The sequence below is a fragment of the Polyangium sp. 6x1 genome (assembly GCF_029946515.1).
Taxonomy (GTDB): domain Bacteria; phylum Myxococcota_A; class Polyangia; order Polyangiales; family Polyangiaceae; genus Polyangium.
The window spans coordinates 88,620-109,523 of record NZ_JARZHH010000028.1; the positions used below are offsets into that span (position 1 = coordinate 88,620).

Consider the following 20,904-nt stretch of genomic DNA (forward strand, 5'->3'; position numbering starts at 1 on the left):
ACACGATAGTACAAATGCTTCGACGCGGGGTCGTCTACCGGACGCCGAGGGGGACGATTATCAAGAGGGGCATGTCGAACCCCGAAACGGAGCGGCCGGTCGTCGGTCGCGCCTTGCCCGTGTGGCTGCTCGCCGCGGGCCTGCTCGCGGCGTGCGGCGGACCGGCGACGTCCCCCGCGACCCCCACGGGCGTTGTTTCTGACAAACCTGAGCCCAAGGAGGGCAACGTGATGAAGCCTGTTTTGCTCGCGATGACCAGCCACGACAAGAAGGGCGATACCGGCGAGAGCACCGGCGCCTACCTGCCCGAGATCGCGCACCCGTACGCGGTGTTCACGCGGGCGGGCATCGCGGTCGAGTTCGCGTCGGTGCGCGGCGGACGCGTCCCGCTCGACGGCGTCGACCGCGCCGACGCGGTGAACGCCGCCTTCCTCGACGATCCTGAGGTGACGCGACGCTTGCACGAGAGCACGCCCTCGAGCGCGGTGGATCCCTCGCGTTACGCGGCCATCTTTTTCGCCGGAGGGCACGGTGCCATGTGGGATCTTCCCGACGATCCCGCCTTTGCGAAGGCCACGGCGCGGATCTACGAGGCCGGCGGCGTGGTGGGAGCGGTCTGCCACGGCCCCGCGGCGCTCGTGAACGTGCGCCTCTCGAATGGCGCGTACCTCGTCGCCGGCAAGCAAGTGAATGGCTTCACGAACGAGGAGGAGCGCGCGGTGAAGCTCGAAAACGTGGTGCCCTTCCTGCTCGAGGATCGCCTCGTTGCGCGGGGCGGGCGCTTCGTCGGCGCGCCGAAATGGCAGAAGCAGGTGGTCGTGGATGGCCGCCTGGTCACGGGGCAGAACCCGGCGTCCGCGGCTGGCGTCGCCGAGGCGATGGTCGCGCTCCTGCGCGAAACAAAGGCGCCCTGATCCCCCTCAAGGTCGCTTCCAGACGAATTCCTCGGTCGGCACGAGCGTCACGTTCGTCAGGCCGAACTCGTCACGCAGGACGAGCACCCGCTCGGTCGCCACGAGGCAACCGCCGAATCCCCAGGGCACGAAGACGTCCTCGCCGCTCCACGTCGGCTCGTCGATCGTCATTCCCTCGACGAGCACGACCTCGGCGCCGCCCATGCATTGCAGGCAATCGGGATCGCCCTCGCGCGTCACTTGGCTCCGCTTCGGGTCGATCTGCGTCATTCCGTATCCGGCCATCGCAAGGTGATACCGGGAATGTGGTGCCGCCGTCTCCGGGTGCACCTTCCGGATCTCGACCTCCTTCAGCCCGTGGAGCCCCGAGAGCTTCTTTTCGCGCCACGCATCGAGGAACCGCTCGGAGATCAGCACATCGAGGCCCGGCCCGAACGCCACATCCCCGAGCGCTTCGCCGCGCGCAAAAACCTCTGCGCGGAGCGGCGGAATCCATTCCTTGTCCGTGAGCGCCCGACCGCAGGCCGGGCACGTGAGGCCCTCTTTGAACTGGGGTTCCAGCGGCGCGAAGGCCGTCTCGTGGCTCGACCCGGCTCCGCTCTGCAAGACGAAGAACTTCATGGCTCCCTGCCTCTCACGACGATCTGCCCTCGCTCTGCCGCTCCTTTTCGACGAACGCCCGCGCCTCGACCTCGGTGGCGCAGAAGAAAAGGGGGCTCATCCGCCGACTCGGACGCAAAAGCGGAATTGCCTTCATCACGAGGTTTGCCATGAGCCGCTGCTGAAAGCTGCCCCCGAACACGGCCGTGGCCCGGAGCCACCGTGCAGGGTCGAGCTTCAGGGGAAACTTGCGGGCTGCCTGGCTCACCTCCCCGAGCTCCGAGATATCCGCGAGCCAGAAGATCGGCCGCCCTGCTCTCCCGGACAGCTCCTCGAGCCTTTCGAACATGGCCTGCGTATCGGAGAGGCCGACATCGCCCACGATACGAAGGAGGAAGAGGTCCGGCGCTTCGAATCGATACCGATGCGCCCCGAGCGGCGACCCATCCTCCGGAAACTCTGCTTTCACCGCGCCTCCATGCCTCGACGTACCCTCCCCCCGTACCTGAGAGCCTCGCCCTATCGGGAAACATACCGACTTGCGCAAAGCCCGGCCAGCGAAGCAGGAACACGGCTCCCGCCGCAAGAACGCCTCTACGACGAGCCGCTTGAACGGCGCCGCTGCTCTTCGGCGATGGCCCGCGCCTCGGCGACCGTGGCACAGAAGACCATGTTGCCCTTCCCACGCTCCGGCCGGAGGACGCGCATGGCCTTGACCACCATGTTCGCGAGGTGCCGCTGGTGAAAGCTGCCCCCGCAGACGATCGAGCCGCGCAGGTGCGGCTTGAGGTCCCGCGCGATGGAGACCTTTCCTGCCTCCTCGGTCACCCGCCCGAGCCGCGAGATGTCCGTGATCCAAAAGAGCCGCCTCCTCAGGCGCGCAGCAAACTCCTCCACGAGGTCGTACATGCGCGCCATGTCGGCACCGGAGACGTCGCCGTCGTCGCGAACGATCAAGAGATCCGGCTCCTCGAAGCGATAACGGTGCGGACTGCCCGCCCGGAGCGGCAACCAATCCTCCCAAACCTCCGGCTTGCCCATGCCTCGACGCAACCTCCGCGTACCGTGAGCCCTCGTCTCGGCTGGGGAAGATACCGACTTGCGGCGTGTGCGGGCTAGCAAAGTGGGAACACGAGCGCCCACCACAGACACGTCTGCGCGCGCGCTCTCTGCAGTCGTGGTAGGAGGGGGCGAACGCACCACCGAGGAGTTCATCATGCGACGCGCCCTCCAGACCTTCGTGCTCAGCTCCTTCCTTGGCCTCGTCCTCGCCGCTTGCGGCGGCTACTCGGACGAGCAGGCCCAGACCAAGTGCGACCTCGAACGCACCTCCAAGGCCGCCTGCATGAACGACGCGGCCTACCAGCAGTGCCTGAGCTGCTTCGAGGAGTGCGGCGACGGCTGTGCGATCGCCGAGTCCTGCCCCCTCCAGTACATCTGCTCCGAGTAATTCTCCCCACCCGTCCATCCCTCGGACCGCGGTGTGGTTTGGAGCACGAAACCCACGCGCGTCGAAAAAAAAGAACGGCCTCGTCGCTTTCGTTCGGACGAATGGCCTCCTCAACACATGTAGGAAAACGGGGGAGGTCTGATCGGCGCAAGCCGCCCAGGCCTCCCCAGGGCTCGCGAGGACCTCGGTCTTCGCTGCCCCTGGTCGGCCGTGGTGTCCGAGCTCTGCTCGGCGTCTGGGCAAAAAACCGCGCGTGCAAGGGTACCGCGGCCGACCAGGGGCAGGCCCCAGGAAGGCGCAGCTGTCTTACCGCCCTGGTCACGATCAACTCGGCTCTGTGCACCTGGCCAAACCAAAAAGTGCATACGCCGGAAAGAGTCTCGTTGCCTCGGCCTTTCGGACAGTGAAACCTTCTTGGGGTTTGCCCCGTCCAACTCGCCGTACGACGCCATGACCTTCGACCCCTTCCTCCACGACGAGCCGCCCGACACCCGCCACGACGCACCCACGAGGCGCGCAATGGAAGGGCTTTTCGTGGACGAAGTCGCGTCGAGCGATGGGCCGGCGACCCGCGCCATGAGCCCGGACGAACGGGAGATGGCGCTGCTCGATCAAGAGGGAGATCGATACGAAAGTAACGCGGAAGCCTGGGACGACGAACCCGCCGAACCCGTCCTGCCCCCGGCATTCGCCGACTCCGACGATGACGACACGGCCCTCGCGGCGCTCGCCGGGTTGTCAATACGGTCTGATCGGAAAACGTTACCCTCGGCTCGCTTTACACAGCTCGGCGAGCCCCTCGCCCCGCCCCGATTCGCCGACCTCGGCTGGGAAAACGCGGTCTGTACGGACGAACCCGAGGCGTCTTCGGACGAAACCCCGATCCCGGGCTCGGACGAGCCGCCGGTCTCCTCGCCTTCCATCTGGGGACGCGTGCAGCAATTCGTCGCGCGCCTCGCCATGAAGCGCACGCCGCCAAACCCGGCGGCCTCGCACGCGCGGAGCACGGCGCGCGCAGTCGCGGACATCGTGTGGACGATGGAGGACGCGGACCTCGAGGTGCTCGCATCGCATATCGAGCGCGTGGTCTCGCTGCGCCAGCTCGGCCCCGAGGCCTACGCCGAAGCGAGGGTCCTCGATGCGCTCGGCGCGCTGGAGTCGGAGGACCGCACCTCGGGCGGCATCTCGCTCTCGGCGCTGCGAGCGTACATGCCGGAGGTATCGCGCGGCGCGCTCGACGGGGCGCTCTTGCGCCTGGAAGAGCGCCGCTTCCTCGCGCTCGCCCCCGCGGACGACGTGCCGGAGCGCGACGCGCTGCGCGACCCGAAGCGAGGTCTGCTCGGTCGGTGCGCGCTCCTCGCGCCTTCGACGATGGGGAGCTCGCGCAGCTAGCGCCGCGCGCTGCCCCCCAAACCCGTCACTTCAGCTTCGACGCTTCCTCGCCGACGCGCTCGAAGAGCTCCGGGATCGCCTTCTTCTGGGCGGCTTCGCGGATCCAGCCGGGCAGCGCGGTGTTCGGCTCGGCGTGCACCGTGTACACGACGAGGCTCTTCTTGCCGCCGTCGTGTGGCTTCACTTCCCAGCTCCCCTGGTTGAACTTGTAGTCGCCGCGCAGGAGCTTCCAGCGCCGCGACATGCCCTGGTCGCTCACCTCGTGCACGGCCTCGGTGACGGCCGTCAGGTTCGAGAGCGGGAAGGGCATCGCGATCGTCACCTCGCAGGTGTGCTTGTTCCCTTCCTGCTTGACGAGCCGCGAGGCCTCGATGCGCGGCATGCGCTTCTTGTAGCTCGCGCACTCCGAGACCACCTGCCACACCTTCTCGGGCGGCTGATCGATCACGGCCTTCGCCACGACCTTCGGCGTGTCGCTGCCCTTCACCTCGATCACGCGGATGTCGGGCGGCGCCGAACCTCCGGCGAGGGCATCGGGGCCGAGCAACGTCGTGCCGACAAGGGCGGCGCCTCCCACGAGGGCGAGCGCGTGGCGCGCGAAGAGGGACGTTCGTTCACGTTCCATCGTGTGCGGACCTCCGATCCGTGACAGTTCGAGAAGTATCAGCGGAGCCGCTCGCGGGACAAGCCCCCGCAGCATGGAGGCACGCAAAGATCCGGACCGTTCGCCATGTACGTTTTCCGGGAGGCTGTCGCCGCCAAACCTTACCGGTCGAGCTCGCGCCGCACGACGGCCTCGAGCGCGTCGATGAAGCGCGGCCGGTCACACACCGCCTTCGCCCGGTAGAACCGCCCGATCCCCGCCTTCGCGGCGATCTGCGGCGCCTCGATGTCGAGGTCGTAAAGCGTCTCGACGTGCTCGGCGAGGAACCCGATCGGGGCGACGAGCACGGACTGCGCGCCCTTCTCCGCGAGGCCCGCGAACGTCTCGGCGAGGTCCGGCCCGAGCCACGGCTCGGCGCTCGCGCCCTGGCTCTGGAAGGCGATGCGCGTGGAAAGACCACGCGCTTCGAGCCGCGCCGCCACGGCGCCGGCCATCGCGCGGAACTGGACCTCGTACTTGTCCCCCATGGCGATCACCCGGCGCGGCAGGCTGTGCGCCGACAGGACGATCGGCACCGTCGCCCGCTCCTCCGCGGGCACGGCGGCGAGCGCCTCGTCGATGGTCTCGACGAACGCGTCGATCAGCGCGGGCTCCATGCCCCAGGCCGGCGCTGTGCGGACGGTGAGCTCCGGGTGATTCGCGGCGGCCTCGCGGACGGGCCCGTGATACACGTCGACCGACTGCGGCGCGAGCGGGAGCGAGAGGAGCGTCCGCACGCCCTTCGCGACGATCCCGGGCAGGACCTCGCTCGGATACGGATGCCAGAGCCGGCCCGAGACGACCACCGGAATGCCGATCCGCGCTTCGAGCGCGCGCGCCTGGGCCTCGGTGACGGCCATGAGCGGCGAGCCGCCGATCGCCTTGAACCGGTGCGTCACCTCGGCGACGAGCTCGGGCGGCGTCGGGCGACCCCGACGGATGTTGTTCAAAAACGCGGGGATGTCTTCGGTGCGGGAGACGGTCCCGTGGCAGGAGACGAGGACGGCGGTCGACATGGGGCTCGGCTATAGATAAAGCGAACGAGGTCCGCTGGCGAGCGGCGTGGAGCGCGCTTCTACGATCGGTCTGCCCGCCTGCGTCGGACGAGGCCGGAGGCCAGCGCGAGGAACCCGAGGGCCACGCCGGCCGAGCCCGCGCCGGCCCCGGCCGCCTCGCAGCCGCATCCGCCCTTGTCCTCGGGTGCAAGGCATTGGCAAGACTCGAATCCGGTCCCGTCCTGATTGCAGGCCTGCGCCCCCGGAGTTCCACCCGGACACGCGCATTCGACCTGCTCGCCTGGGGTACACGCCGCGTGCGTTCCGCCGCTGCCCCCCATTCCGCCGCTGCCACCCATTCCGCCGCTCCCCCCGCTCCCGCTCGGCATTCCTCCCGCGCCGCCGCTGCCGCTCGCCATCCCGCCCATGCCGCCCATGCCGCCGCTCCCACAGGGATCGGGGCACGCAGGTGGGGTCCCCTCGGTCGCGCCTTCCTTCACCACGATCGTGCTCGGCACAGCCATTTGATTGGCCGACGTGCCCACGGTGAGGTCGTTCATGAGACCGGCGGGCGCGAGGTTTCCTTCGAACCGCGTCACCCACGTCGCATTCGGGTCGAGCCCGTCGAAAATCGCGTCCATGTCGGCCGTGCAGCCGCTCGACGCCTCGCCCGCGTCCTTCCCCCATCCGCTCGCCGCTGGCTGCATGGTGGCCAGGGCGAGCATGTCGCTCTTGAACGTGCTCACCGGAAAAGGCGCGGCGTGCTCGACGACCCATCCTCCCCCGCCGACGACATTGAACGCATCCTGCCGCAGCGCCGCGTAATTGCTCATGCCCGTGTCCCAGTTCCAGACGAGGTTGTCCAGAGAAACGGCCACCGAAGGCATGTTCTGGGTATCCGCGCGGGCGCCGGCGACGACGTAGAGCCGCGTCGGCAGGACCATCGGCGCCCCGGCCCGCGAAAAGCGCATCGGCAACGTGGGAACCGATCCTTGCAACGTGACACGAATCGGGCGCGCCACCGACACGCCCGCGGGCGGGACCATCTTCAGCGCGACGAAGCCATACCCCTGCACCGTCGCGAGCGAATCGATGAGCGCCGACGTACCGGCATCGACGGCGAAGCCGCCCGCCGCAAGCCAATCCTTGATGGATTGCGCGCTGCCGGGTTGCGTGAAGACGAGCTCGTACGGATCGACCGTCCCCCGCGCGGGGACGACCTCCGCGGGCATTCCCCCTCCCCCGCCCCCTGCGCCGCCCATGCCTCCCGCGCCGCAGTCCGAAGGAGGACACGCAAGCGGCGGCGGCGCGATCACGGTCTTCGTGACGGCGTCGAGGTTGTTGAAGAGCGCGTCGGAGGAGAGAGCGACCGTGGCCGGCCCCGGAACGGGCAAGACCCACGCGAACGACTCGGGGACGGGCCCAAACTCGATCTGATCGACGACCGTCGTTTTCTGCGGGGAAGTCACGAGCAGCGTTCGATGCCGTGTGACGTTCGAAGACCCACCCGACACGAAATACCCGCTCGTCGCCGTCGCAGCGGGAGCAACTCCGACGGCCAGCGCGAAAACAGAGGCAGAAAGAAAGGAGACATGAGCACGACGCATGACGCCATCGGAACACATCCCCGAGGCTTGTCAACGCCGGCGCCGCGCGTGCCCCGCGCCTACACGATCCTCCCCCGCCGTTCGAGCTCCCGCACGATACGCTCGGCGCATTCGGCGATGCTCAACGCATGGCTCGGCAGGACGAGGTCCGCGTCCTCGGGCGGCTCGTACCGGAAATCGAGCCCCGGCACGTTCGAGACCTTGCCCGCCTCGGCGTCGCGGTAAATCCCGCTCCGATCGACCTTGCGGCACCATTCGAGCGGCGCGGCGAGGTGGACCAGGAAAAACCGCTCCGGGCCCACGAGCTCCCGCGCGCGCTTTCGCACCGCGTCCTCCGGCGCGACCAGCGAGGCCACGCAAAGCAGACCCGCATCGTTCAGGAGCTTCGCGACCTCCATCGAGCGGCGCAGGTTCTCCGAGCGGTCCGACGCGGAGAAGCCGAGGTCCCGGTTCATCCCGTGCCGCATCGATTGCCCGTCGATCGCGACCACCGCGCGGCCGAGATCGAAGAGCCTGCGCTCGACCTCCCGCGCCACGCTGGTCTTTCCGGACCCCGCGAGCCCCGTGATCAGGATCGTCGTCGGCCGCTGCCCATATCGTTTTTCGCGCTCCTCGCCCGTGACCGCGCTCTCCGCCCGCGTGAGCCTGCCTTGCGCCGGATCGTCCCAGCGCCCCTCCGCGCTCTCGACGATCATCCCCGCGCCGACGGTGCCGTTCGTCACGCGGTCGATCACGATGAACGCGCCCGTCGCCCGGTTCTTCGTGTACGCGTCGAACAAAAGCGGCCGGCTCGTGCGCAGCTCCACGCGGCCGATCTCGTTCAACGCGAGCGCCGGCGCGTCGCTCTTCTCCAGCGTGTTCACGTCCACGCGGTGCACGACCCGCGTCACGCTGCCCGGCGTGCGGAGCGGCCCGTGCTTGATCCAGTATTCGCGCCCCGGCACCATCGGCCGCTCGTCCATCCACACGAGCATCGCCAGGACCCGCGTCGAGATCTCGGGACGGTTGTCCGAGTGACACAATACATCGCCGCGGCTCGCGTCGATCTCGTCTTCGAGCGTCAGCGTCACCGACATCGGCGCCGCGGCCTCGGCCAGATCGCCCTCCCACGTCACGATCCGCGCGACCTTGCTCGTGCGCCCGGACGGCAGCGACACGAGCTCGTCGCCGACGCGCACCGCGCCCGACGCGATCGTCCCGGCAAACCCACGAAAATCCAGGTCCGGCCGGTTCACGTATTGCACGGGGAACCGCAGATCCACCGTGTTCGACGCCTCGTCGAGCGGCACCGTATCCAGCAATTCGAGCAGCGGCTCGCCTTCGAACCAGGGCATGGCCGCGCTCTTCTCGACCACGTTGTCGCCCGCGAGCGCGCTCATCGGGAGGAACCAGTGGTGCCGGTCGGGCAAGAGCGCCGCGAAATCGAGGTACACGCGCCGGATCTCCTCGAACACCTCTCGCGAATACCCGACGAGATCCATCTTGTTCACGGCCACGACGACCTTGCGGATGCCGAGCAGGCTCGTGATGAACGCGTGCCGCTTCGTCTGCGTCGTCACGCCCTTGCGCGCGTCGATCAGGATCACCGCGAGCTCGGCCGTGCTCGCGCCCGTGGCCATGTTGCGCGTGTATTGCTCGTGGCCCGGCGTATCCGCGATGATGTACTTGCGCCGCGCCGTCGAAAAATACCGATACGCGACGTCGATCGTGATCCCCTGCTCGCGCTCGCTCTTCAGGCCGTCGACGAGCAGCGCGAGGTCGAGCGCGCCGCCCTGCGTGCCGAAGACCTTGCTGTCCTTGGCGACCGCGGCGAGCTGATCCTCGTAAATGCCCTTCGTGTCGTGCAGCAGCCTGCCGATCAGCGTGCTCTTGCCGTCGTCGACGTTCCCGCACGTGAGGAAGCGCAAGAGCTCCTTCCGCTCGTTCCGCGCGAGGTAGGCCTCGATGTCGGTCCTGGCGAGGTCTTCTTCGTGGCTCATCTCAGAAGTACCCTTCGCGCTTCTTCTCTTCCATGCTCCCCGATTGATCGAAATCGATCAGCCGGCCCTGGCGCTCGCTCTGCCTCGCGAGCAGCATCTCCTGGATGATCTCGGGCAGCGTCGTGGCCTCGCTCTCGATCGCGCCCGAGAGCGGATAACAGCCGAGCGTCCGGAACCGGACCTTCTTCATCATCGGCGCCTCCCCCGGCCGGAGCGGCAGCCGCTCGTCGTCCACCATGAGGAGCACCCCGTCGCGCTCCACGACCGGGCGCGGCGCCGCGAAATACAGCGGCACGATCGGCAGTTTTTCCTGGTGAATGTATTGCCAGACGTCGAGCTCGGTCCAGTTCGACAGCGGAAACACCCGGATGCTCTCGCCCTTGTGAACCTCCGTATTGTAGAGGCTCCAGAGCTCCGGGCGCTGGCTCTTCGGGTCCCAGCGGTGGAACTTGTCGCGGAACGAAAAGACGCGCTCCTTCGCGCGCGATTTCTCCTCGTCGCGCCGCGCGCCGCCGAACGCCGCGTCGAAGCCATACTTGTCGAGCGCTTGCTTCAGCGCCTGCGTCTTCATCACGTCGGTGTGCACCTTGCTCCCGTGCGTGATCGGACCGACGCCGGCGCGCCGCCCCTCCTCGTTCGTGTACACGAGCAGATCCACCCCGAGCTCGTTCTTCACGTAGCCGTCGCGGTAGGCATACATGTCCCGGAACTTCCACGTCGTGTCCACGTGGAGCAGCGGAAAGGGCAGTTTTGCCGGGTGGAATGCCTTGCGCGCGAGGTGCTGGAGGACCGTGCTGTCCTTCCCGATCGAGTAGAGCATCACGGGTCGCTCGAAGCACGCGACGACCTCGCGGAGAATGTGGATGCTCTCGGCCTCGAGCATCTTGAGGTGCGTGAGCTTTCCCTGGGGCATGCTGATCTCGACGCGCTGGGTCAAAGCCCGAGCGTCGAGGCAGAACATCCCGCGAAAGCGCCGTCTGTCAAGGGCGCTGAGGCGACGCCGCGAGCTTGCTCACGCCGCGATCGAGCACAATCGATCGCGGAGCGCGGCAAACGAAGGCGCGTGATGCCCGACGAGGGAGACGGCCACGTTCGCCGCGCGCTCCCGCGTGGCGCGAGGCGCGTCGCTCCCGACGACCCGGAGCGCGAGCTCGGCTTCGAGCGGCACGTCGCCCACGAGGCCCGCGAGCTCGAACGCGCGCGCGGCGAACGCGCCCGGGACCTGGCCGAGCATGCCGAGGACGCGCAGGGCGCGGGCCGCGAGCGCGAGATCGTCGAGCGACGCGGGAGAGGCGCGCAGCCGCTCGTCGAGGCCCTCCACGACGAACGAGGCGCGCGCCCGCGCCGCGTCGAGTTGCCCCGAGGCCGCGAGCGCCTCGGCCCGCTTCTGCTCGAAGATCGGACGCGTGGACAGAGGCTCGCGCGCGACGGCCGACGCGAGGAACACGAGCGCCTCGCCGAACAGGCCCATGCGACAGAGCGCGGTCGCCGTCGCCTCGCGGCGGAAGGCGTCGAGCGCGGGGGGATCGTTTTCATCGCGGACGCGAGCGACGGCGAGGGCCACGTCGTACCGCGCCGCCGCGATCAACGTCTCGAGCGCTGCGGCGATCGCCTCGGCCGAGAGCTTCGGCCCGAGCAGCGGCGCGAACGCCGACACCTCGGCGAAACGCGCGGGCGTCACCACGAGCGGGCCCGCTTCGAGCGAGCCGCCGAGCGGCAAGGCCGCGAGCTTCTCGAACAGGAACAGCGCCTCGTCGTCGTGGCCGAGCGCGGCCTCGATGCGAGCGAGGCCGAGCACGGCGCGGAGCGCGAGGGCGAGCGCCGCGAGATCACCATTTCGATCGAACGACGAAGCGAGCCGTGCGATCGACGCGAGGTAGAGGCGCCGCGCGTCGATCGGCCGACCCAGGAGCGACGCGATCCGTGCACACGCCTCGAAGCAGAGGGCGAGATCCGGGAGGCGGCTCTCTCTCGCTTCGAGGGCGTGGTCGAGGCGCGCTGCGATCTCCTCGCAGGCGGGCTCGATCGGCCCGCGCGGAGACTTCTCGCGCGGGGTCAGGAATTCGTCGCAAAGAAAAGCGCTCGACCTGCCGCCCGGAGCGGCTGGCCATGCAAGGGCGATGGCGCTCATGAGGGCCGCCTTTCTGGGTGCGTCCGTTTCCAGGCATTGCCTGGTGAAATTGGCCTCCGAAGAGGCGTGCGCCCCCGGAGAGGCGCAATCGGGGCAAGGTCTCCCAGCCCCGCGGGTGCTGCATTGGATTGTGGCCGCGCGCTGCGGACGTCAACGCTCGGTGGATTCGATCATTACGGGATCCACCCTGGAATGGCAACGAAATTGACCCCTCGGATGGGACGAGAAATGTCCGATCTCGGCCCGCACGTCGAGGGCGCTCGACGCCGCCGCGCGAGCGCGCGCACTTCCTTTCACCATGCAGCCTGTCAGCCAGCCTGCGAAGAAGCGGGCCGGCAACGTCATGGTCACCCTGAACCACGACGGACAGCGTGAGGTTGCCCGCGTGGCGCCTCGCTACTTCGCGCCCCGCGGCCCCGTCACGGCCGCGTGCACGGCCCGCATCGCCTCCGCCACCGCGCCCGCCTCATCGCGCATCACCGCGAACCACCGCGCCGGCGTGAGCATCGAGTCCGGCAGGAGCCGCTCCAGCAAATCGATCGCCTCGGCCCGCCGTGAAAGATCGGATCCGCCGAAATCGGACACCACCTCCGCGATCGTCGAGAGGACGACGACCACGGCCTCGCCATCGGACGAGCGGCCCGCGGGTGCATTCTTGCCATTCTCGGCGGCAGGCGCCGGAAACCACCGTACAAATCGCCCTTCGAGCGCGCGCCGATCCTTTTCGATGGCCTCGCGCAGCGCCTTCGATCCCTCCCCCTTCGCCGCCGTATCCGCCGCGACCCCGAGCGCCGCCTCCGCGCGCGCCGCCTCCGCGCTCGCGTCCGCCTCGGCCGTGAGCGCCTCGATCGCCGCCGCGCTTCGTCTCTCTGCGAGCGCGCCGAGCTCGTCCACGAGCCCGCCGAGCTCGGCGCGGAGCCTCGCCGCCCGCGCCTCGACCGAGAGGTTCTTTTCGTCCGCGGGTCCTTCCACGTGGATCTTCGGCCCCGTGAAGAGCTTGCCCTCGCAGATCTCGACGAGCGCGTCGTCGTCGAGGAAATGATAAAATGCCCGCTCCCCGCGCGCCCGCTGCCTCGCGACGAGCGCCCGCAGCGCCTCGTTCTCCTCCCCGAGCGCGACCACGCTCACGGCGATCGGCACGTCCCCGACCTTCTCCCGCGCCGCCTGGATCACGTCTTCACGCACCAGGGCGTCGCCGTCGGTCACGAGCACGATCTGCGCCCGCGCGAGGTCCGGATCCTCGTCCTTCGCCGCCCGGATCTGCTCGAAGCTCGACAAAAGCGCGTTCTCGATGTCCGTGCCGCCCTTGCGCACCTTGCCGACGACGTCCGCCATCGCGGTGATCGCCGCCTTCCCATGGCCGATCCGCGTGATCGGCCCGATCTTCTTCGTGAAGTATCGATAATGCAGGGTGAGGCGCGTCGACCGATCTCCCTCGGCGAAGCGCTTCACCAGCATGCCGAGCTCCGCGAGCAAGATCGCGTCCCGCACCCGCGCCCGCGCGCCCTTCTTGCCGTCTTCGAGCATCGAGCTCGACCCGTCGAGCACGTAGATGCGCGCCTCCCCCACGAGGCGCGTCCGCGTCCGCTTCTTCACTTCCTGCTCGACGTACCGCCGCGCGAGCAGCCGCCCCTCGGCGAGCGCGAGCAGGACCGTGCGCGGATCTTCGACCACCGCGTGCGGGATGTCCGTCACGTCGCGCGCGGGCATGAGCAAGAGATCCGGCGTCGGGTGACGGACGAGGCGCGCGCGCGTCTCGACCTCGGTCACGCGCACGGGCGCGAGGGGAACGCCGACGTCGACCGTGCCGTCGATCGAGCAGAGCGCCGCGTGCGTCTCGGCCTCGTTCTCGGGCGCGAGCCATTGCAAGGCGAGGAGGCGATACTTCTTGTCCTCGTCGCTCTCGTTCTTCGGCGGCTTCTCCTGCGATTTGCGCGCCTGCACATACCCTTCCGCGATCGCGGCCATCGCCGCGCCGCCGAACATCTCCTCGCTCGACCGGCGCAAGCCGCGGAGTTTGTCGGCCTCCGCGTCCTCCCCCTCGCCTTCGCCGAGCTTCTTTCGCGCGCGCGAGGCCGCCTCGGAAAACGCCTCGTCGCCGGCCGCGAGCGAGGCTCCATCGAGCGCGACGAGCGCGGCGTGCAGCCTTTGCCGTTCGCCCCGCGCGAGGGCGTCCTTCGCCTGATGCAAGAGCCCGCGATGCGGCGAGAGCCCCGCCGCTTCGAGCCGATCGATCCGCGCGATCTCCATGGCGAGGTGGCGCCTGCGCACCTCCACGCCCTCCTTGCCGAGCGGCAATGCCGCGGACGCGTCGAGCAAGAGCTTGCGCGCGGCTTCCAGCAGGCGGCGTTTGCGCGAGAGAAACTCCGTCTCGCCCCGCGCCGCGTCGAGCAGATGGTCGATCGCGAGCAGCTCCACCTCGACGAGCCGCTCTTCCTCGGCCGAAAGAGGTTTGTCGAGAAAGCCTTCCGGCGCGCCGGGGCCCTCCGCCGCGCCCGGCTCGCCGTCGCCGGCGGCCTTGGGTTTGTCCTTCGCGCTCGTTTCCCCGGGCGTGCGAGGCGTGATCGCGAGCGGCGGCGCGATCCGCACCGGATCGATCGCGGCGGCGACGCGGCGCGCGGCCTCGTTTTTTTGATCACTCGCGGCGCGCGCGGCCCGCACCGTCACCTCGTAGAGCCTTCGCACCCACGCGGCGTGCGCGAGCGGCACCCGCCCGTGCACGACGAGCGTTCGTTCGAGCGCGATCACGTTGTCTTCGAGCTCGCGCACGGCGCCCGTGACCAGCGCCTCGGGCACGGGTTTGCCCCCGGGCGCGCGCAGCGCGTCGAGCAGCGCCGCGACGCGGGCCGTACGCAGCGCCGGGCGATACCCGAGCGCACGCAACAAAGGCCGCGCGATACGCACGAGCGGGGCGCGCACGTCGTGCGGCCGCGCCGTGAGCCGCTCGATACGCTCGCCGAACCGGGAGAGCGCCTCGTCCGTCATGCGTCGCCGACCCGCAGCGCTTGCGCCCACTCGGCATCCGAGCGCTGGCGGAAGAGCTCGGTGACGCTGGTGCGCGTCCTCGCGTCGAGGGCGTCGATGCGCCGGCGCACTTCGTCGACCTCGGCCGCGTGCGCCGGGAACACCTCGGCGACGTTCCGTGCTTCGAGGGCAAACCGCGTGAGCGCCCCCTCGTCCCACAGGAGATCGAAGAACCGCGATTGCACGATTTCACGCAAGCGCTCCGCCGAGCCGCCCGCGCGCTCTTCGAGCTCCCGCCAGAACCGCTCGAGGTAATCGAGCGCCCGACCGATCCGCGCGAGATCCCCGGCGACGACCCGCCCGCGCACCGCCTCCGGCAGCTTGCCGCACGCGACGGCGATCGCCGCGGCCGCCTCCGCGGGCGAGGGCGCGTCCCGCACGCCTTCGGGCGCGACGACGAGCGCGATCTCGGCGAGCGTGTAGGCCGAGGACACGCGCTGCTCGGCCGCACGAAGGCGGCGATATCCGTCGTGATCGTGGGTTTGTCCCGCGCCGACATTCGGCGCCACGTCCCCGCGCAGGAGCGCCTCGCCCGCCCACCCGAGGAACGCCTCGGCGGCGATCGCCCGCGCGAGCCCGGCCTTTCCGAGCACGGAGACGAGCGCCTCGACCTCGCGCACGAGCGCGGGCCTATCGCGCGCGTCGAATCCTTTGAACACCGCCTCGATCAGCGCGCCGAGGCGCGGCCCCGTCACCTTCGCCTTGAGCGTCGAGGGCGCGCCGCGCACGCGTTCGAGGCGCGCGGCCATCGCGTCGAGCCGATCGAGCTCGGGCGCGATCGCCGCGAGCACCTCGGCGAGCCTGCGCGAAGGCGCGCTCTTCAAGGCGCTCGTCACCACGCTGCGCAGCGAGATGTCGAGCAGGATCGTGATGTCGTCCTCGGCCGCGGCCACGGCGCGCTGCCAGGCTTTTTCCTCGCCGGTCTCGTGCGCCGCGCCCTGGCCGAGCAGATCGCGCCTGAGCTCGTACAAGGCTTCGAGCGCCTCGATCCGCGCGCGCGCCCTGCCTTGCGCCTCGGTGCCGTCGTCGATGATCGACGCGACGAGATCCGTCGAGGAAGCGCCCGCCGCGTGCCCCGCGGCCTCGTCGACCATCACGAGCGCCCGGCCGCGCAGCCAGCGCGCCGTCGCGCGCGTCCCGGCCGTCCCGTCCTCGATCTCGGCCGCGAGCCGCGACAGATCCTTCACGACCTCGCCGATCGGCCGCGTCCCTCCGCCCGCGGCCGCGTCGATCCCGCGGCGCAGCACGAGCGCGGTCAGCGCCACGGTCGCCTCCTTGACGAGCACGCTCGCGCGCGCCGCGTCGATCGATCCCGCGCGCGCCTGCGCCCCGAGCTCGCGCATGACTGAGATCAAGCGCGTCGCGTCCCTCGATGCGACGGCTTGATCGAGCATCGTACGAGGTTTGTCCTCGGGCGGCGGGGGCGGCTCGGATTTGCGTTTCTTCTTTTTGCCCGCGTCGGCTGGCACGGTCACGGCGTCGGGCTTCGGCGCCTCTGCCGCGGTGGGCCGGGGTTTTACGTGAATGGGCGGCATCTGCGCGAGGCACGATTCGAAGATCGAGCGCTCGGTGCGCACGATCCCGAGCTGCCGCCGCTCGTTCGGATCACTCTCGCGGCCGATCAGCGCCTCGGTCTGGTCGGGCGTGGGGCCCGAGAGCAAGAGGTGCAGCCGCAGCCATTTGAAATCGGACGGCAGGACGTCGAGCGCGCGCTTCGGATTGTGCAGGATTCGGTCGGCGACCACGGCGGCCCGGAGCACGCGCCCCGAACGAACGGCCGTGCGCGTGGAGATGTAGCGCGTCGGGACAAACTCCGGATCGGCGCGCACGGCGGCGTTGAGCTCGCGATCGAAGCGTTCGAGCAAAGTCGCGAGGCCGTCGCATACCGGATCCGAGACGTGCACCTCGTCGACGAGGTGCTGGAGCGCGTCGAGATCCTGGACGCTCAGCGTGGATTCGAGCAACTGCCGCGACGAACCCCCGACGTGCCGACGGAGCACGAGGCCGAGCTGATTCGGATCGGCGAACCCGCGCGGGACGAACGAGACGAACGCGATACGATCGACGAACGCGAGCAGGGTCTCCCGCGAGCTCGAAAGCACGTCGGCGATGTACCGGTTCGTCGTCATCAATGCGCACTCGATGCGCCCCCGCCTCACGCGCCCGCCTTGCTTCACCTCCCGCTCGTGCAGCACGTTCAGCGCGGAGCGGAGCAGCATGTCGCGGCCGTCGAAGATCTCGTCGAGGAACGCGTGGACGGCGCCGAGCATCCCCTCGTCGGTGAAATGCTCGGTGCGCCCCGTCTCCATGAGCGTCTTGAAATCGATGGGCCCGATGAGGTCGGTCTGGACCGTGCTCTCGCCGATCTGCCGCGCGTAGAGGCTCGGCTCGCCCGTCTCCTCGTCGAGGATTCGCCCGAAGACCGCGGAGGCGAGCTGGCTCTTCGCGGTCCCCGGCGGGCCGGTGACGAGCAAGTGCTCGCGCGAGAGCAGCGCGAGCGCGAGCTGGAGGAGCAGGTCGTCGCGCTCGAGGAAGATGTGATGCAGCTCGTCGAAGAAGGCGCGGAAGCGATTGGAGGCGGCTTCGAGGCGGATCGGATCGACCATCGCGGGCGAGGGTAGCGGCTCGCGGGGGCCGAGGTAAAGGCCTTAGAGGACGTGAAAATGAACCTCGATCGGCAGCCCCACGTGCACGGCCGAGGCCCCGAGGCTCTTGTCCGCGCTCTCCACGCGTTCGGTCTGGAAGAGGCTGTAGAGCGCGATCCCGGTGCGCACCGAGAGCGTCGGCGAGAGCTGATACCCGAACATTGCGTACAGCGACATCGCGACGCCGAACGTGCTCGAAGCCTCGTCGACCTTGCGCCCGTCCGGAAGGCGCAGCGATCGGTCGTTCGAGCCGAAATACGGCCCGATGCCGAGGCCCGGCAAGAACGCGAGCCGCCGCGTGACGGGCAGGATGTAATGGCCGGTGAACTCGAAGAGCCCCGCGAGCGCGGTCGCATTGCTGCCGTTCTCGCGCGTGAGGTTGTTGCCGAGCAGGCCGAACGAGGCGGAGACGAGCACCCGCTCGTGCACCGTCAAACCCAGCGTGGGCGTCAGCCGGAAGAAGAGCGTCGTATTGCTCTGCTCCTGGGCGAGCAGGGTATCGTTCGAGATGCCCGTGTAGCTGAACGCGCTCCGGCCGCCAAAGCTCCATTTCCACGGCGCCGTCGAGACCTCGGGCTCGGGCGAGGGGATCGGCAGGGCGGCGGGGAGCGACGCCGCGGGCGGGGGCGCCGGGGCCTGCCCGCGCTTCATCGCCTCGTAATCGGCGAAGGGATCCGGCTGCGCCGCGGCCGTGAGCGAAACGGCGGCCGAGGCCGCGCCGGCGAGCGCGCTTCCGATGAGCCGCTTCATCCTTCTCCTCATTTGACGCCCTCGACGAGGTCCATGTGGATCTCGATACGTCGATTGTCCTCGCGGCCCTGCGGCGTATTGTTGTTCGCGATCGGGTTCTCCCCGCCCTTCCCCTCCGAGATCAACAGATCCGCCGGGACGCCGCGCTGGATCAGCCCGTCGCGCACCGCCGCGGCGCGATCGGTCGAGAGTTTTTTGTTTGTCGCGGCGGCGCCCCAGCCATCGGTGAACCCGATCAACGAAACCCGCTTGAACACCGCCTTGTTCTCGACCAGCACCTTGGCGAGCTCGTCGAGGGACACCTCGCTCGCGGGCGTGAGCGTCGTCCCTTTCGAGAACTTCACGGGCGGATTCAATCGGAGCTGCGTGCCGAAGCGCGCCACGCGCGTCACGCCAGCGGGCAGGATGAACTCGGGCTGCTTCGCGATCGTGTCCTTGAAGATCTTGTCGGCCTTGTCCGCGAGGTCCTTCACCACCTCGTACCGTTTGTCGACGTACGCCGCCTGGGCCGAGACCATGTATTCGGTCGCGCGGATCCATCCCTCGCCGTCGATCGCGCGGCAATTCCGGGTCTCGCAGATCTTCTTCGTGATGTTCGCCTCGCGGAGCGAGCTGTCGGCCGCCTCTCGCAGGGCTTCGAGTTTCTCGGCCGCGATCTTCGGATCGGACGCGTCCTTCCTGGGCTTCTGCAGCGCGGCCGAGAATTGCTCCTTGGCCTTGCCGGCGAGCTCGATCGCATACCCGAAGCGCCTGTCGACGTAGGCCTGCCGCGCCGAGGCGAGCAGCTCCTTCGCGGTCGCATACCCCGCGAGATCACGCTCGCCGCACGCCTCCTTCTCGCAGACCTGCTGCCCCACGCTCGCCTCGCGAATGAGCCCGTCGGCCTTCCGCGTGCGCTCCTCGATTTCCTCGGGGCTGCCCCGATCCGCCGTGACCTCCGCGAGGGGCTCGAGGATCGCGGAGGCGTCGTCGGCCAGGCGCATCGCGTCGGCATAACGCTTCGCCTGCCAGGCCGCGCGCGATTGCGCGAGCAGCGCATCCGCCTCCTCCACGCGCTTCTTCGACTCGGGGGAGCGCAGCTTCGCGCGGTCGCGCAGCGAGAGCGCCCGGAAGACCCGCTCGTAGGCCGGCCGCCACGACGCGTCGACCACCCCCTGCTTCTGCTGCTGGAGCTGCGCGAGCGCTTGCTCCATTTGCTGCATGCGGGCCGTGAGGAATTGCTCCTCGCGCGCCGCCGACCTCTCGTCGACGATTCGCACCGTCGTCCCCGGCGGCGCCGGTGGCACGGGCGGCGGCTGCTGGACGACGTACACGGGGGCCTGAGGTTGCGGCTGCGTGGGCCGCGGTTGCGTGGGCTGCGGCTGCGCGGGCTGCGGCGCGCTCGGAGGCCGCGCGGCGGGGGCCTGTGCAGGCGCCGCGGGCTTCGCCACGGCCTTCGCGGGCTCCGGCGCCTTCACCTTCGAAAGCACGACGAGCGCGCGATTGGCGAAGTCTTCCGCCTCCTCGTACGATTTTCTCCCGAGCCATGAATCCGCATTCGAGAGCAGCAGGTTGCCCTGCAAAACCCCCGGATCGTTCGGGTTCACGGCTTGCGCCCGCGCGCTCTCGATCTGCGCCTTCTGGATCGCCACGACGGCCTTCTTGCGGGCCGCCTCCTCCGCGTCCTCCGCGCGCCGCTGGCTCGGCTGCGCTGCTGTCCCCGCCCCAGGCATCGGGACCGCTAAGAAACCGGATTTGTCGCAGGCGCGGAACCGCTCGTCGGCGCGCAGCGCATATTCGTACGCATGCTCGTAATCGGCGACCTGGAATCGCTTCTGCGCAAGCGCGAGCATCGCCTCCATCTCGCGGAACGGCCCCGGGCACCGCTGATCCTTCAGCTCGCCGAGCGCCTCCGCGCGCCGCAGCTCCAGCGATACGAGCATCTTGTCGGCGAGCTCGTCGATCGACGGCGCAGCGGCGCGCGTCCCGCCCGCACGCGGACGCGGCGGCGCAGCGCGCGGCGCCTCGACGTTCGCCGCCACGGGCGACGGATTCGTCTCCTCCGCTCGCCTCGGCTCCGTCGGCGCGAAAGGCGCGGGCTTTTCGCCCTCGGGTGTCGCCGCCCCCTTGTCCTTCTCCGTGACGCTGCCGAGCGCCGACACGAACGAAGCCGCCGCGGACTGGCCCGCATTCGCTGCCTCCGCATACGATTTCACCTCGAAGGCATCGACGGCGACTTCGAGCAACGCCTGCCCTTGCTGAAAATAGACGCCCGCCGAGCCCGTGGTCGCGCCTTTTTCGAGCGCCGTCGATTGTTTTTCGCGCGCCCGGTCGATGGCCCGCATGGCCCGGGCCGCCTCGGGCGAGCTCTTGCTTTGCTCTTCGAGCTTCCGGAGCCGCGTCTCCAGCTCGATCTTCCGCCGCTCCTCCTCGCTCTCGCCCGCGGCCTTGTCGACGACGCGCAAGAGCCGCTCCGCCTCGTCACGCTCGGCCAGGTTTTTCGCGGACGTGAAGAGCTGGATGGCCTGGTATGCGTAGAGCGCCGCTCGCTCGGAATCACCGATGCCATGCGCCGACTTCGCGCGACGCAGCAAATCACGCGCCTCCGCCACGAGCTCGGGCCGGGCAATCTTGATGTCGCCGGCGTCCTTGCGCGCGAGGAGCCGATCCGCCTCGGCGAGCGGCGCCGGAGGCGGCGTCGACGCGCACGCTGCGACGAGGAGCGCAGGAGCAAAACGCGCCGCGAGGAGGAAGGCGCCCGGGAGCCGCGAAAGGAAGCGTGATCGTGCCATACC

At 69.3% G+C, this 20,904-nt stretch carries 16 protein-coding genes; 3 read left to right on the top strand and 13 right to left on the bottom strand.

Translation table 11 applies throughout. The annotated features are described in order from the left end of the window. The first annotated feature begins 71 nt into the window (after window positions 1-71). Window positions 72-914, top strand: coding sequence for a type 1 glutamine amidotransferase domain-containing protein (locus tag QHF85_RS25265; RefSeq protein ID WP_281329865.1), 843 nt, complete (start codon window positions 72-74; stop codon window positions 912-914). Between the two features lie 6 nt (window positions 915-920). On the opposite strand, the gene QHF85_RS25270 is transcribed toward QHF85_RS25265, so the two are convergent. The 3 genes from QHF85_RS25270 to QHF85_RS25280 all read right to left on the bottom strand — a co-directional run bounded on the left by QHF85_RS25270 (window position 921) and on the right by QHF85_RS25280 (window position 2,555). Next, entirely contained in the window at window positions 921-1,535 is a 615-nt protein-coding gene (locus QHF85_RS25270; protein WP_281329866.1) for a hypothetical protein, read from the bottom strand. 13 nt (window positions 1,536-1,548) lie between these two features. Continuing rightward, complete coding sequence (locus tag QHF85_RS25275; protein ID WP_281329867.1) at window positions 1,549-1,983, bottom strand: STAS/SEC14 domain-containing protein; 435 nt, start codon at window positions 1,981-1,983, stop codon at window positions 1,549-1,551. Between the two features lie 125 nt (window positions 1,984-2,108). Beyond that, window positions 2,109-2,555 (bottom strand): hypothetical protein, encoded by a 447-nt coding sequence (locus tag QHF85_RS25280; protein ID WP_281329868.1) that lies wholly within the window; start codon window positions 2,553-2,555, stop codon window positions 2,109-2,111. 175 nt (window positions 2,556-2,730) lie between these two features. Here QHF85_RS25280 and QHF85_RS25285 point away from each other — a divergent pair, with 175 nt between their 5' ends. Beyond that, window positions 2,731-2,964: a hypothetical protein gene (locus QHF85_RS25285; RefSeq protein WP_281329869.1), complete on the top strand. Its 234-nt coding sequence runs from the start codon at window positions 2,731-2,733 to the stop codon at window positions 2,962-2,964. A 450-nt stretch (window positions 2,965-3,414) separates the two neighbouring features. Further along, window positions 3,415-4,356, top strand: a complete 942-nt coding sequence (locus tag QHF85_RS25290; RefSeq protein WP_281329870.1) for a hypothetical protein — start codon at window positions 3,415-3,417, stop codon at window positions 4,354-4,356. Window positions 4,357-4,381: 25 nt separating this feature from the next. On the opposite strand, the gene QHF85_RS25295 is transcribed toward QHF85_RS25290, so the two are convergent. The 10 genes from QHF85_RS25295 to QHF85_RS25340 form a co-directional block, all read right to left on the bottom strand. Continuing rightward, window positions 4,382-4,981 (bottom strand): SRPBCC family protein, encoded by a 600-nt coding sequence (locus QHF85_RS25295; protein ID WP_281329871.1) that lies wholly within the window; start codon window positions 4,979-4,981, stop codon window positions 4,382-4,384. Window positions 4,982-5,121: 140 nt separating this feature from the next. After that, window positions 5,122-6,015 (bottom strand): ferrochelatase, encoded by an 894-nt coding sequence (hemH, locus tag QHF85_RS25300; RefSeq protein ID WP_281329872.1) that lies wholly within the window; start codon window positions 6,013-6,015, stop codon window positions 5,122-5,124. Window positions 6,016-6,074: 59 nt separating this feature from the next. Next, window positions 6,075-7,619, bottom strand: a complete 1,545-nt coding sequence (locus QHF85_RS25305) for a DUF2330 domain-containing protein (RefSeq protein ID WP_348652761.1) — start codon at window positions 7,617-7,619, stop codon at window positions 6,075-6,077. Between the two features lie 41 nt (window positions 7,620-7,660). Continuing rightward, window positions 7,661-9,580, bottom strand: a complete 1,920-nt coding sequence (cysN, locus tag QHF85_RS25310; RefSeq protein ID WP_281329874.1) for a sulfate adenylyltransferase subunit CysN — start codon at window positions 9,578-9,580, stop codon at window positions 7,661-7,663. 1 nt (window position 9,581) lies between these two features. Further along, a complete protein-coding gene (gene cysD, locus QHF85_RS25315; RefSeq protein ID WP_348652762.1) occupies window positions 9,582-10,493 on the bottom strand; it encodes a sulfate adenylyltransferase subunit CysD in 912 nt (303 codons plus the stop codon). A 99-nt stretch (window positions 10,494-10,592) separates the two neighbouring features. Beyond that, window positions 10,593-11,711: a hypothetical protein gene (locus QHF85_RS25320; protein ID WP_281329876.1), complete on the bottom strand. Its 1,119-nt coding sequence runs from the start codon at window positions 11,709-11,711 to the stop codon at window positions 10,593-10,595. 396 nt (window positions 11,712-12,107) lie between these two features. Continuing rightward, window positions 12,108-14,696, bottom strand: a complete 2,589-nt coding sequence (locus QHF85_RS25325; RefSeq protein ID WP_281329877.1) for a hypothetical protein — start codon at window positions 14,694-14,696, stop codon at window positions 12,108-12,110. Then, a complete protein-coding gene (locus QHF85_RS25330) occupies window positions 14,693-17,341 on the bottom strand; it encodes an AAA family ATPase (RefSeq protein ID WP_281329878.1) in 2,649 nt (882 codons plus the stop codon). The genes QHF85_RS25325 and QHF85_RS25330 overlap by 4 nt, the downstream gene beginning before the upstream one ends. 42 nt (window positions 17,342-17,383) lie before the next feature. Then, entirely contained in the window at window positions 17,384-18,130 is a 747-nt protein-coding gene (locus QHF85_RS25335) for a hypothetical protein (protein WP_281329879.1), read from the bottom strand. 8 nt (window positions 18,131-18,138) lie between these two features. Beyond that, window positions 18,139-20,901, bottom strand: a complete 2,763-nt coding sequence (locus QHF85_RS25340) for an OmpA family protein (RefSeq protein WP_281329880.1) — start codon at window positions 20,899-20,901, stop codon at window positions 18,139-18,141. Between the last annotated feature and the right edge of the window lie 3 nt (window positions 20,902-20,904).